This window comes from Lacunimicrobium album (genome assembly GCF_052161635.1).
GTDB lineage: Bacteria > Planctomycetota > Planctomycetia > Planctomycetales > Planctomycetaceae > SXPC01.
The window spans coordinates 4,204,266-4,217,316 of record NZ_CP197413.1; the positions used below are offsets into that span (position 1 = coordinate 4,204,266).

The following is a 13,051-nucleotide window of genomic DNA, read 5'->3' on the forward strand; positions in this document are numbered from 1 at the left end:
CTTTGAGTGGTCGATAAGAGAGAAGAAGGTTGGAACGCAGAGCACGCTGAGGAGAGCAGAGTTCGCAGAGCAAATCCAGACTCAACGCAAAGTCGCGATGACGCAAAGTCAAGAAATTGAAGTGTTTCTAAGACATCGTTTTGAATTCTAGAAATCAAAAACTCTTCTCTGTGACCTCTGCCCTCCTCTGTTCCCTCTGCGTTCCAACCCTGTCTTCTTTTCTTGAGTTTTTACGGTGAGTCAGCCATGTCCGATCCAGCAGCACGTATTGCAGAACTTGAAAAGCAAGTGGCGGACCTGTCGTCGCAGTTGATGCAGGCTCAGAAGCTGGCGTCTGTCGGTACGCTCGCGACGGCGATCACTCACGAATTCAACAACATCCTGACGACGACGATCAACTACGCCAAAATGGGTGTCCGTCACCAGGATGCCCCGACGCGCGACAAAGCGTTCGAAAAAATCCTCGCCGCCAGCCAGCGAGCCGCCAAGATCACTACCAGCCTGCTCTCGTATGCCCGACACAAGCCGAACCGGGTCGATGTCGTCAACCTGTCGGTCATTGTCGGCGATCTGCTCGTCCTCGTCGAGAAAGATCTGATGCGATACCGAGTCCAGCTGGAAACGCATCTGGCCGACAATATCTTCGCGGAGATCAATGCCTCTCAGATCCAGCAGGTCCTGATGAACCTGGTGATCAACGCCCGCCAGGCGATCAAAGAACGTGGCCAGGTCACCGTCACCGTTTCCAAATCGTCCGACAACAAATGGGCCGAGATCGCTGTCAAAGACACAGGCTGCGGCATCCCCAAAGACGTCATCCCCAAGATCTTCCAGAACTTCTACACGACAAAAACCGCCGACGAACAAGGCCAAGGCGGCACCGGCATCGGCCTTGCACTGTGTAAAGACATCATCGAGACTCACAAAGGCCGAATCCGCGTCGAGTCGACGCCGAATGTCGGAACGACGTTCACGCTGAAGCTGCCGCTGGTGAAACAGGCGGGGCTGGTGAAGAGTAAAGAGCCACAACTGGTAGGTACTTGATCACAACGCGAGGGAGCCACTGTCCCGCGCTGCATCCGATCGGCGACAACTCATGATCACTTGTCACCAGTCTCTTCTGAGGCCTGAAGGGCCGTTATCTACCAGCCCAGGGTGAAACCCTGGGTATGTGATGTGTAGATAGATATTTCCGTGCTGAAGGGACGGCTCAGGTTTACTCTACGTTGACCCACCCCTTCAGGGTGGTGACGTTTGATTGCCCTCTCACCCAGGGTTTCACCCAGGGCTGACAGAATTCGTCCCTTCAGGACGGGAACCCAATCGTCGAATCTAACGAAGTCTTGTTTCGGTTTTGCTGGAAAACGAGCGAGAAAAACAAGCATTGATTTTGACTCGTTTGATTCGCCATAATTCAATGAATCAGGAATTCGAATCATGGCAGTCACACAAGAACAACTTGACAAGTTCCATCAGTTCGCCAGCGACTATCTGCGCTCGGCAGATGAGACATTGACGATGGACGATTTGCTGGTCGAATGGGAGTCTCTTGCTCACCGATCCGAGATCAATGCTGCGATTCAGGAAGGTTTGGACGACATCAACGCTGGTCGTACCCGGCCTGCTCGCGAAGTGACGCAGGAAATTCGACGAAGTCTGGGCATTTGATGAATGAGATACGTCGTTGAGTTATCTGATCGGGCTGATCGCGATCTTCGAACGATCATTCTATGGATTTCGAAACATTCCTTATCGGGTGCGAAAACATGGATGGATCGATGGGATGAATTGCTGACTCAACTGGAAGAGTCTGCGGACCATTGCCCTCTTGCTCCTGAGAACGATGATCATCAGGAGACGATTCGACATCAGATTTTTAAGACGCGTCGAGGTAAAAATTATCGCGTCATTTTTGTGATCAGAAGTGAGCGAGTCTTCATTACGAATGTCCGAGGTCCAGGTCAGGACATTCTCAAAGCGGATGAAATTGGTTGGATCTGATAAGTTGACTTCTTATCAACGGATGGGCCTCCAACGCGAAGTCGTCCGTGTTTCTTGCGGCTGCGCCGTCGGGGTTGTCCCAACCCCGACTACTCGTTAACGCGGGATAACGGCCAGACAGAAAATGCACAGCAGCATCACGACGACGGCGATGACAATCGGTTTGTAGTAGAGGTACGACGCGAACGAGCGTGGGGCGGCGTAGTACCAGGGTTGGTGGTCGATGTAATAGTAGCCACAGCGGGGGCAGTTGCTGGCGTCGCCGTAGACGAGATTGCCGCATTCGGGGCAGGGGTAGGCATCGTCCTCGTCGTCATCATCATCGAGGTCGATGTCGTCTTCGTAGTCCTCGTCGAGATCGTCGTCGTCATGGCTGTTCATGAAGACGATTTTAGAAAGATCATCGGGAACTCGCATAGCTGAATTTTTGAGGATAAAGCTTGATCTCTGCTTTCACAGACGAGTAGTTTACATGCATGAACATCAACCATGAGATCCAGGCATCAATCGATTTGATAAAAACTCAATTGGCCGAAGAGCCGCTTCTTTCGCATCTCGAGATTGACGAAATTGCGCGTCCTTCGATTCGATTTGAAATGGAAAAGGCCGAACAGGATTCCATTGCTCTGGGGGCCTCAAGATTCGGCGGCAACCCTGATGTACCTGAGGGATTTGAATGGCCGAGCTGGGTTGTTCCTCCACTTGATCCGAGAAAGAAATCACCGCCGAAAGTTGTTTCACTCTCGTTTCTGGCACAGATAGATTTGGCATCTCTGCAATTCATCGATCCTGCCCTGCCTCGAAGTGGATGGTTGTATTTCTTTTACGATGTCGTTGAGCAACCATGGGGTTTTGATTTGAAGGAGAAAGGGTCATCGCGAGTGATTTATTGTGATGTTGATCGGGGATCGTTGAAGCGGATGCAGAGTCCGGTCGTTGATACTGGGGTTACTAAGATCAACTCATATAGGTTGAAACCGACTCTGGAACTCTCTTTGCGGGACACACTTGCTCAATTTGAATATTGCACTCCCGAATACGATGCTTACCTGAAATTATTAGAGAAGACAAAAAAGAATTCGCAATTGTCTGCGAATCGATTACTCGGCTTTCCCACCGTGATACAGAATCCTATGGAAGTGGAATGCCAACTTGTCACAAACGGAATCTATACGGACTACTTTAGCAGCGAGCGAGACGAACGACGTGAATCGCTGGTCAAAACAGCTCATGAATGGCGTCTTCTTTTACAAATTGACTCCGACGAAGACATGAATGGATGGATGTGGGGTGATTGTGGAATGATCTATTTCTGGATTCGACAGCAAGATCTAGAGTCGCGAAATTTTGATCAGACCTGGTTGATTCTGCAATGTTGTTAGACTTGAAACATCATGAACGACAACCAGCCGCTTTCCGAACTTCTACGTGATCACGTCGAACATCTTGCAACAACGATTGGTCCGAGGTCGTTTCGTGTCCCTGGATCGATTGAGAGGACGATTGAGTACATCGAAGGGGCTTGGAAGTCGCTCGGCTATGAAGTGCAGCGAGAGGTTTACGATGCTCTCGGCGATCAGGCGACGAATCTGATTGTCGAGTGGCCGGGAACCTCGAAGTCAGACGAAATCATCCTGTTGGGAGCTCATTACGATACGGTGACGACAACGCCAGGAGCGGATGACAACGGGTCAGCGGTTGCGGTGTTGCTGGAAGTGAGTCGGCTGCTGAAAGGGATTCAGCCTTCGAGGACGATTCGTTTTGTTGCGTTTGCGTGCGAGGAGCCGCCCTACTTCAACATGAGGGCGATGGGCAGCGAGTACCACGCGCGGCAGTGCAAAGCGCGTGGCGATGACATCAAGGCGATGCTGTGCCTGGAGATGGTGGTTTTTTTCAGTGATGAGGAGTATTCCCAGGGTCTGCCAGAGGGATTACCGGAAGCTTTCTATCAGATGATTCCCGATCGCGGGAATTTTCTAGCCGCCGTGGGGAACATGGCGTCTGAGTCGCTGGTCACGTCATTTGAGATCGCTTTTCGTGATGCGACGTCGTTGCCATTGCTGCCGGTCGCGTTGCCCGAGTCAATCCTTGAGATTCAGTTGAGCGACAACAGGTCATTCTGGAACGAGGGTTATCCAGCCTTGATGCTGACGGACACGAGTTTTCTGAGGAATCCACATTATCATCGTGCGACCGACCTGCCGGAAACTCTGGATTATGATCGCATGGGTCAGGTGGCGCTGGGGGTGGAGGCATCAATGCGGTTTCTGGCGGGGTGAGATTGTCGCTGGTCGAAACAAAGCTGGAGTCTGGCAACGCAAAGTAGCGGCTCGGACGGAGCCTCGCCCTCCCGTTGGAACTACTGCTCAATGAGTTCCCAGAACCGCGTCGTCTCTTTGCGGTTGAGGATGGCAGTCGGGATGTCGTTGTGGCCGAAGCCTGGGATTTCTTCGAAGGCTTTGTTTTCGCCGGAGTAGTGTTGGTAGAGCTTCTGGGCGTGGGAAACGGGGATGACTTCGTCGGCGGTGCCGTGGACGATGCGGAGGGGGATCGTCAGGTTTTGCAGGTGATGGGAGGAGTCGAAGCGATCGCTCATCAGGAAGTGGACGGGGATGAACCAGTAGATGCTGCTGGCGAGGTCGACGGCGGAGGTGAAAGGGGCGATCAGTTCCAGCCCGACGGCGGGGCGTTTGGAGGCGACATAGCTGGCAACGCCGGTGCCTAAGCTTTCGCCGATGACGAGGATCGGGACGTGATAGCGGGACTGGGCTTCGTCGAACGTTTCGAGGGCGCGGCCAAAGATGGCCTCTTCCGTCGGCTTGCCGGGGCTGCCGCCATAGCCGGGGTATTCGGCGAGGATGATGTTGATGTCGTCGTGGCGGTCAAGAAGCCTGACCCAGTCGCGATGGATGGCTTCGCCGCCGTTGCCGTGGAAAAAGAGAATCGTTTGGCGCGGAGTCGGGACTTCTTTGACGTAGCCGAGGAAGACGCCGGCGTTCGTTTTCAATGGATGAAACGTCTCTGTTCCCACGAGGGCCATGTCTACATGCGACGGGAAGTACTGCAGATATCGCTGGTTGGAATAGACGGCAATGACGAGCACGCCGTAGAGAGTGATCAGCAGGAGGAAGAACATGCGGTGTCGCTTCAAGCGGGTGACGATATTTAGAATCATACTGTCAAAAGTCAGTTGAAATTTGTGTACAGACGGATATTTTCGGTCTATCAACTCTGTACGAAGGACGGGAAATTGATCAAGCGGCTTATCCAGATTCTTAGTGATGAAGACTATCTTGATCTCGCGTCGCTGTATCTTTCATTGATTTCACTACTTGCTTCCTTGAGGGTGGCATATGGTCTTTGGGTTGATTCTACAAAAGATTTAGCAACACGTGCGAACTGGGCTTTGGCGGACCTTGTCCTTATTTCCATTGGTTCATTCGTCTCATTGTTATTAGCTTTTGCAGCGTACTTTGCAGCGAAACGGCGAAGCGCAGAACGTCAGAGAACCCAGAAACTACTTCAAGATCAGTTACTGTCAGGTAAAGAGGAACGTCTCAAACAGCTCAAGCAGTTTTTGAGGTGTTTTCTCGGAACAATTCAGGCGTCGCGGAACAAGAACAGAAATTGGAAATGTGTATTACGTGCTTGTGTTCATGTACGTTTTTCGCACTCTGAATACTCTCAACTCACTGATTACGAAGGAGGGTCAGGAGGACCAGTTGGCAGACGCTTTCCGATCAATGAAGGAATCGTGGGCGATGCGTTTACCTACGAATTTAGGGAAACATTCATTAGCAAATACGACTACAAAGTTGATGGATCGCGAGAATACTGGCTTCAGGATGTAATGCACTTCAGCAAATCTCGTCTCAATAGAGTTAATCCACACACAAAATCGTTTCTGGCAATGCCAATTGTTGTAAAACTTGCAAAGTCAGGTGAGGAAACGGTTTTTGGTGCAATTTTCGCTGATTCGACATGTCTTGCAACATTTGGCGATGCTTTTGGAGCGGTTGATGCTAGAGAAAATAGTCAACAAACGCACCCACTTGCTGCCACTTTGCTCTGTTTTCAGAACGAATTTCAGATATTATTTCAGAAAATGCTCGATAGCGGCGATTTCAATTTTACAGAAATCTTGACCGAGATCGGAGGGTAAAACTTATGAACCGACAACATCGAAAACGAAGAAGCACAATAGTCTACCGACCTTTGACATTCTGCGTTGGAGCAGACGGCAAACCTCGTTATGTAACTAACCAACAACGTGCTCAATTCGAGCAAAGAGTCAAAGATCAGATCTCTAAGAAGAAGCTGGAAGTAATTCCCACAGACTCTGGTCAATAGCTTTTTCATTTTATGTAAATGCGAAAAAGCCTGAAGGACGGTTCCTTCAGGCTTTTGTTTTTTACGGCAGTTCCGTGCTGCCCATCAGATACCGGTCGCATTCTCTCGCGGCTTCGCGGCCTTCGTTGATGGCCCAGACGACCAGGGACTGGCCGCGTCGGCAGTCGCCGCAGGCGAAGACTTTGTCTTTGTTGGTGCGGTACTTGTTGTAATCGGCTTTGTAGTTGCCGCGGGCGTCTTTTTCGACGCCGAGTTGTTCGGCGACAGTTGGCTCGGGGTGTTTGAAGCCCAGGGCCAGGAAGACGAGGTCGGCTGGCCAGATCTCTTCGCTGTCGGGGACGATGGAGAAGGGCTTGCCGTCGAGAGGGTTGTTCCAGTCAAGGCGGACTGTTTTGACGGCTTTGAGGACGCCGTCTTCGCCGAGGAATTCCATCGTCTGGATGGAGTACTCGCGCGGGTCGGTGACCAGACGCTTGCCTTTCATCTCGGTGTAATCGAAACGCACGGCGGCTTCCTGGTGGCCGTAGTCTTGTTTGAAGACGCGGGGGTATTGCGGCCAGGGGTTGTTGGACGCACGCTTCTCAGGAGGCTGAGGCACGACTTCGAAGTTGACCAGCGACTTGCAGCCGTGACGCAGCGAGGTGCCGCAGCAGTCGGTTCCTGTATCACCCCCGCCGATGACGACGACGTGCTTGTCTTTGGCGGTGATGTAATTGCCGTCGGCGTGTTTGCTGTCGAGCAGGCTCTTGGTGTTCTGGTGCAGGAACTCCATGGCGAAATGGATGCCCTTGAGTTCGCGACCAGGAGTCTTGAGGAAGAAGTCGTTGGGCGAGGTCGAGCCGGTCGCGAGAACGACGGCGTCGAATTCGCGTTCCAGCTGATCAGCCGGGATGTCCTTGCCGATGGCGGTGCTGGTGACGAACTTGACTCCTTCTGCTGCGAGGAGGTCGACTCGCCGTTGAACGATCTGCTTTTCGAGCTTCATGTTCGGAATGCCGTACATGAGGAGGCCGCCGATGCGGTCGGCGCGTTCGTAGACAGTCACGTCGTGGCCGACGGAGTTCAGCTGAGCAGCGGCAGCGAGTCCTGCAGGACCCGAGCCGACGACAGCGACCTTCTTCCCCGTGCGGTTTTTTGGCGGGCTCGGTTTGACCCAGTTTTCTTCGAAGCCACGATCAATGATCGCGCGTTCGATGTTCTTGATGGTGACGGGAGGTTCATGGATGCCGAGGACGCAGGAGCCTTCGCAGGGAGCAGGGCAGACCCGGCCGGTGAACTCGGGGAAGTTGTTCGTCTTGTGGAGACGCTCGAGAGCTTCGTGCCACAAGTTATTGTAGACGAGGTCGTTCCACTCGGGGATGAGGTTGTGGACCGGGCAGCCAGCGGCCATGTTGGCCATCATGCCTGCGGTGTGGCAGAACGGAACGCCGCAGTCCATACAGCGTCCACCCTGGTTGCGCAGTTCGATCACTGGCAGCTGTGGTGCGAACTCGTTCCAGCCCGACAGACGCTCTTTCGGCGAGGCCTCTTTCGGAGTGATGCGTTTGAATTCTTTGAAACCTGTTGGCTTACCCATGGATGTGAAACCCGTAATTAGTCTATGTGAGATTCGCAGCATGTGTGCTGCGGGGTAATTGGTAATTAGCCGGAAAGGAGCACGCCGAGGTGACGCCTCTCGTTCCTTCCTAGCGCCTAGTGCCTAACGCCCAGCGCCTTTCAGGCCAGCATCTGGGCGGTGGCTTCGACTTCGGCTTCGGACTTCTTCAAGGCCTCGGCGATTTCTTTCATCGCGCGCTTGTAGTCGACGGGCATGACCTTGACGAACTTCAGGACGTTGTCGTCCCAGTTCGAAAGGATCTCAGCCGCGACAGTGGAGCCAGTGTAAGCCTGGTGATTGGCGATCAGCAGACGCAGCTCCTCGGCTTCTTCTGGGGTTTCGACCGTTTCGAGTTCGACCGTCTCCATGTTGACGTTCGGCTCGAAGACGTCTTTGGGCTGATAAACATACGCCACGCCGCCCGACATCCCGGCTGCAAAGTTGCGACCGGTCTTGCCGAGGATGACGGCTTTCCCGCCGGTCATGTACTCGCAGCCGTGATCGCCGACGCTTTCGACGACTGCGGTTGCCCCCGAGTTACGAACGCAGAAGCGTTCCGACGCCATGCCTCGCAGATAGAGTTCGCCGCTGGTTGCTCCATAGAGGCAGACGTTGCCGGCGATCATGTTGTCTTCGGCTTTGAAGGTCGACTTCTCGGGTGGAGAGACGATGATCTTCCCGCCGCAGAGGCCTTTGCCGACGTAATCGTTGGCGTCGCCGACGAGGTCGATGGTGATGCCGCTGGTCATCCAGGCACCCAGTGACTGCCCTGCTGAGCCGGTGCATTTGAGGGTGATGGTGTCTTCTGGCAGGCCTTTGGCGCCCCATTTCTTCGAGACTTCGTGACTGAGAGTCGTCCCGAAGGCACGGTCGGTGTTCTTCAGACCGACATTGAGCTTGACCGGTTTGCCTTCGTTGATCGCCTTCTTGCATTGTGGCAGAAGGAGGATCTGATCGAGGACATTTTCCAGGCCGTGCTTCTGGCTGATCTGATGGTGAGTGCCGACGTTTGCATGAGGCTTCTTGGCCAGACGCAGGATCGGAGACATGTCGAGGTGCTTGGCCTTCCAGTGTCCGATGGCAGCATCGTACTCGAGCATGTCGCTGCGGCCGACCATCTCGTTGATCGTGCGGAAGCCGAGTTCCGCCATGATCTCGCGAGCATGCTCAGCAACCATGAACAGGTAATTGACGACGTGCTCAGGCTGGCCGCTGAACTTCGCACGAAGTTCAGGATCCTGAGTCGCGATACCGACCGGGCAGGTGTTGAGGTGACACTTCCGCATCATGATGCAGCCGAGGACGATCAGAGGAGCGGTCGCGAAACCAAACTCTTCTGCCCCCAGCAGGCAGGCGATGACGACGTCTTTGCCGGTCTTGAGGTGACCATCGGTCTGAAGACGAACGCGGCTGCGCAGGTCGTTCATGACGAGGGTCTGGTGTGTCTCGGAGATCCCGAGTTCCCACGGCAGACCTGCGTGCTTGACCGAAGTCAGAGGAGAGGCACCCGTTCCGCCGTTGTCGCCGGAGATGAGGATGTTGTCCGCATGTCCTTTCGCGACACCGGCTGCGATCGTACCCACGCCGACTTCCGAGACCAGCTTCACGCTGATTCGAGCCGTCGGGTTTGCGTTCTTCAGGTCGAAGATCAGCTGAGCCAGGTCTTCGATCGAGTAAATATCGTGGTGAGGCGGAGGACTGATCAGACCGACGCCCGGCGTGGAGTGACGCGTCGCGGCGATGATCTTGTCGACCTTATGACCGGGGAGCTCTCCCCCTTCGCCAGGTTTTGCACCTTGCGAGATCTTGATCTGAAGCTCATCAGCGTTGGTGAGATACCAGCTGGTGACGCCGAAGCGGCCCGAGGCGATCTGCTTGATGGCGGATCGTCGAGAATCGCCGTTGGAATCGGGTGTGAAGCGTTTGTAATCTTCGCCCCCTTCGCCGGTGTTGCTCTTACCGCCGAGGCGGTTCATGGCGATCGCGAGCGTTTCGTGGGTCTCAGCGGAGATCGAGCCGTAGCTCATCGCGCCCGAGCAGAAACGCTTGACGATGCTCGTGACTGGCTCGACTTCTTCGATCGGAATCGGGGTACCTGGCTTGAACTTGAGAAGTCCGCGCAGAGTCCCTTTCTTGCTCGCTTCGTCGTCGGACATCTTGGCGAACTGGTAGTAAGCCGACTTGTCGTTCGTCTTGGCAGCGATCTGGATGCCAGAGATCGTGTACGGATTCCAGAGGTGTCGCTCGCCGGTCTTGCGCCAGTGGTACAAGCCAGGGTTATCGAGGAGGGCCGTCTGGAGATCGTCACGTTCCGGGAAGGCGTCGAAGTGTCGGGCCAGAGTTTCTTCGGCGAGGACGTCGAGCGTCACGCCTTTGATCCGGCTGGCCGTTCCGACAAACGAGGTCTCGATGACGTCTTCGTTGAGGCCGAGGGCTTCGAAGATCTGGGCGCCTTTATAACTGGCGAGGGTGGAGATCCCCATTTTGCCCATGACCTTGAGCATCCCGTTCTTGACGGCTTTCCGATATGCATCGACAACGGAGTCTTCGCACCAGTCGCCTTCGAGGTCGCCATCGCGGTAGGCTTTCTGGATAGCTGCAAACGCCATGTAAGGGTTGATCGCATCAGCCCCGTAGCCAGTCAGCAGGCAGAAGTGGTGAACTTCGCGTGCTTCGCCCGATTCGAGAACCAGACCGATGCGGGTCCGCAGTTCGTTCTTGACGAGGTGATGGTGAACGGCACCGCAGGCCAAAAGCGAACTGATCGCGACGCGGTTGAAGTCCATCGCGCGGTCGGAGAGGACGACGATGCTGTGACCATCAGCGATCGCCTGCTCGGCTTCTGCACAGATGCGCTTGAGGGCTTCTCGCATGCCGGCGGGACCGTCTTTGCGGTCGAAGGTGATATCGATGACCTTCGTTGTCCACTTGCGGTGGTTGAGGTCCTTAATGGCTGCGACTTCGCTGTTGCGCAGGATCGGGTGAGGAATGATAAGACGGTGACACTGCTCAGGAGTCGTATCGAGCAGATTCCCTTCAGGCCCGATAAAGCAACGCAGGCTCATGATGACGTTCTCGCGGATCGAGTCGATCGCGGGGTTGGTCACCTGGGCGAAGAGCTGCTTGAAGTAATCGTACAGCATGCGTGGCTGGTCGCTGAGACAGGCGAGGGCGGCGTCGTCACCCATGCTGCCGATCGGGTCTTTCTTGGCGTACAGCATCGGGTTGAGCATGAAGTGCATTGTCTCGACGGTGTAGCCGAGGGCCTTCATCTTGTGGAGAAGTTCGGTATCGTCTTTGGCGTCTTCTACGAGCTTGCCAGTGGGCAGTTCTTTGACGTGAATCGTCTGCTCATCGAGCCATTGACGATAAGGACGCTTCTGGGCAATTGATTCTTTGAGCTCTTCGTCATCAATGATGCGACCTTCGAGGAAGTCGACGAGGAACATCTTGCCAGGCTGCAGTCGGCCTTTGGCTTTGATGTTCTCGGGCGGAATTTCCAGCACACCGACTTCGCTGGCCATCACGACTTTGTCATCGTGGGTCAGGTAATAGCGGGAGGGTCGCAAGCCGTTGCGGTCGAGAACTGCTCCGATGACGGTTCCATCGGTGAACGAGATCGAGGCAGGTCCATCCCATGGCTCTTGCAGGGCGGAGTGGTATTCGTAGAACGCCTTCTTCGTATCAGACATGAAGTCATGGTTTTCCCAGGCTTCCGGGATACACATCATGACGACTTCCGGCAACGAACGGCCGGAGTGCAGCAGCATTTCGATCGCGTTGTCGAAGTTCCCCGAGTCAGAGCAGAATGGCTCAGCGATGGGGCACATCTCATCGATATCGCTGCCGTAGAGATCGGAGTTCATCGGTCCCTGGCGAGCGAACAGCCAGTTGCGGTTCCCACGCAGCGTGTTGATTTCGCCGTTGTGGGCGATGTAACGACAAGGCTGAGCACGGTCCCAGCTGGGGAAGGTGTTCGTCGAGAAGCGGGAGTGAATCATCGCCAGATGCGATTTGTAATCGGGATCTTGCAGGTCCAGATAAAGTGGCATGACCTGGTTGGTTCGCAGCATCCCTTTGTAAACGATGATGCCCGAGGAAAGCGAGCAGACGTAATACATCTGCGCTTCAGGGTGGTCCATGGTCCGCAGCTTGAGGGCAGACTTCTTACGAACGACGAACAGCTTGCGGTTGAACGTCTTGCTGTCCATGCTTTCCGGAGCGGCGATGAAGATCTGCTCGATGACCGGCATGCAGTCGCGAGCCGAGGGACCGACGTCAGCGGCGTCGCAATCGGTCGGAACCGGGCGCCAGCCGAGCAGGCTCAGGCCTTGTTCGGTGATATAGCCTTCGAGGGTCTGCTTACAGAAGGCCTGGTGAGCAGGATCACGTGGCAGGAAGACGTTTCCGGCGCCGTAGCGACCCATCTCGGGCAGCTTGATGCCCTGGGAGGCGACGACCTTCTCGAAGAACTCGTGAGGAATCGCCGTCAGGATTCCTGCCCCGTCGCCGGTATTTTCTTCGCAGCCACAAGCGCCGCGGTGCTCCATGTGGACGAGCATGCGGTTGGCGTCATCAATGATATCGCGCGACCGTACGCCCTTGATGTGCGCGACGAAACCGACACCGCAGTTCTCGTGCTCGTAATCAGGATCATACAGGCCTTGCTTTTCGGGATATCCTACGAGCTTGCCCAGGAGCTGGTCATCGTGATCGTTCATCGTCATTCCCCAACAAAAAATCTTAAGGCGAGCGGGGGGTGTAAACCCCCTGTCTTTTCAAACCTGACTCAACAGTCTGAATACTGCTGGCAGGTGGAACAGCCAGGAAATCTCAGAAGGTATTCACCACCGAGGCACGGAGGTCACGGAGTTTTCAGACCCGAGAATTCCTCTCCTCTGTGGCCTCCGTGTCTCTGTGGTCAACCTTCTTCTAATCTTCCTGTCTGTTCGAAATCGTGGTTGTTTCGTTTCAACTGAGGTTCGAGAACCTCGACTTGGAACCGAATCACAGACATGTCACGCACGGTTTGCGTTCGCGGCAGGGTTTGTTTTCGCGAGCGGGAGCCCTCTGGCTTCGCCTCGTTTGACAACCCTGTTCCGC

At 54.7% G+C, this 13,051-nt stretch carries 10 protein-coding genes; 6 read left to right on the forward strand and 4 right to left on the reverse strand.

Translation table 11 applies throughout. From position 1 onward, the window contains the following. Window positions 1-246 precede the first annotated feature (246 nt). The 3 genes from SH248x_RS16905 to SH248x_RS16915 all read left to right on the forward strand — a co-directional run bounded on the left by SH248x_RS16905 (window position 247) and on the right by SH248x_RS16915 (window position 2,001). Window positions 247-1,044: a sensor histidine kinase gene (locus SH248x_RS16905; RefSeq protein WP_459555480.1), complete on the forward strand. Its 798-nt coding sequence runs from the start codon at window positions 247-249 to the stop codon at window positions 1,042-1,044. A 393-nt stretch (window positions 1,045-1,437) separates the two neighbouring features. Continuing rightward, window positions 1,438-1,668, forward strand: a complete 231-nt coding sequence (locus SH248x_RS16910) for a hypothetical protein (protein WP_459555481.1) — start codon at window positions 1,438-1,440, stop codon at window positions 1,666-1,668. 3 nt (window positions 1,669-1,671) lie between these two features. After that, a complete protein-coding gene (locus SH248x_RS16915; RefSeq protein WP_459555482.1) occupies window positions 1,672-2,001 on the forward strand; it encodes a type II toxin-antitoxin system RelE/ParE family toxin in 330 nt (109 codons plus the stop codon). A 96-nt stretch (window positions 2,002-2,097) separates the two neighbouring features. Here the strand turns inward: SH248x_RS16915 and SH248x_RS16920 are convergent, their stop codons facing one another. Continuing rightward, window positions 2,098-2,418 carry a hypothetical protein gene (locus SH248x_RS16920; protein ID WP_459555483.1) on the reverse strand — a complete coding sequence of 107 codons (321 nt, stop codon included), beginning with the start codon at window positions 2,416-2,418 and terminating at the stop codon, window positions 2,098-2,100. A gap of 59 nt (window positions 2,419-2,477) precedes the next feature. On the opposite strand from SH248x_RS16920, the gene SH248x_RS16925 reads away from it, so the two are divergent. Together SH248x_RS16925 and SH248x_RS16930 are read left to right on the forward strand one after the other, a co-directional pair. Beyond that, a complete protein-coding gene (locus tag SH248x_RS16925; RefSeq protein WP_459555484.1) occupies window positions 2,478-3,383 on the forward strand; it encodes a YwqG family protein in 906 nt (301 codons plus the stop codon). A 12-nt stretch (window positions 3,384-3,395) separates the two neighbouring features. Continuing rightward, window positions 3,396-4,280 carry a zinc-binding metallopeptidase family protein gene (locus SH248x_RS16930; RefSeq protein WP_459555485.1) on the forward strand — a complete coding sequence of 295 codons (885 nt, stop codon included), beginning with the start codon at window positions 3,396-3,398 and terminating at the stop codon, window positions 4,278-4,280. A gap of 80 nt (window positions 4,281-4,360) precedes the next feature. On the opposite strand, the gene SH248x_RS16935 is transcribed toward SH248x_RS16930, so the two are convergent. Beyond that, complete coding sequence (locus SH248x_RS16935) at window positions 4,361-5,176, reverse strand: alpha/beta hydrolase (protein WP_459555486.1); 816 nt, start codon at window positions 5,174-5,176, stop codon at window positions 4,361-4,363. A 75-nt stretch (window positions 5,177-5,251) separates the two neighbouring features. On the opposite strand from SH248x_RS16935, the gene SH248x_RS16940 reads away from it, so the two are divergent. Then, the gene (locus SH248x_RS16940; protein WP_459555487.1) at window positions 5,252-6,163 is read left to right on the forward strand and encodes a hypothetical protein; all 912 of its coding nucleotides are present in this window, start codon (window positions 5,252-5,254) and stop codon (window positions 6,161-6,163) included. A 249-nt stretch (window positions 6,164-6,412) separates the two neighbouring features. Here SH248x_RS16940 and SH248x_RS16945 read toward each other — a convergent pair whose 3' ends face one another. Together SH248x_RS16945 and gltB are read right to left on the reverse strand one after the other, a co-directional pair. Continuing rightward, entirely contained in the window at window positions 6,413-7,927 is a 1,515-nt protein-coding gene (locus SH248x_RS16945) for a glutamate synthase subunit beta (RefSeq protein ID WP_459555488.1), read from the reverse strand. Between the two features lie 140 nt (window positions 7,928-8,067). After that, the gene (gene gltB / locus SH248x_RS16950; RefSeq protein ID WP_459555489.1) at window positions 8,068-12,669 is read right to left on the reverse strand and encodes a glutamate synthase family protein; all 4,602 of its coding nucleotides are present in this window, start codon (window positions 12,667-12,669) and stop codon (window positions 8,068-8,070) included. Window positions 12,670-13,051: the final 382 nt, after the last annotated feature.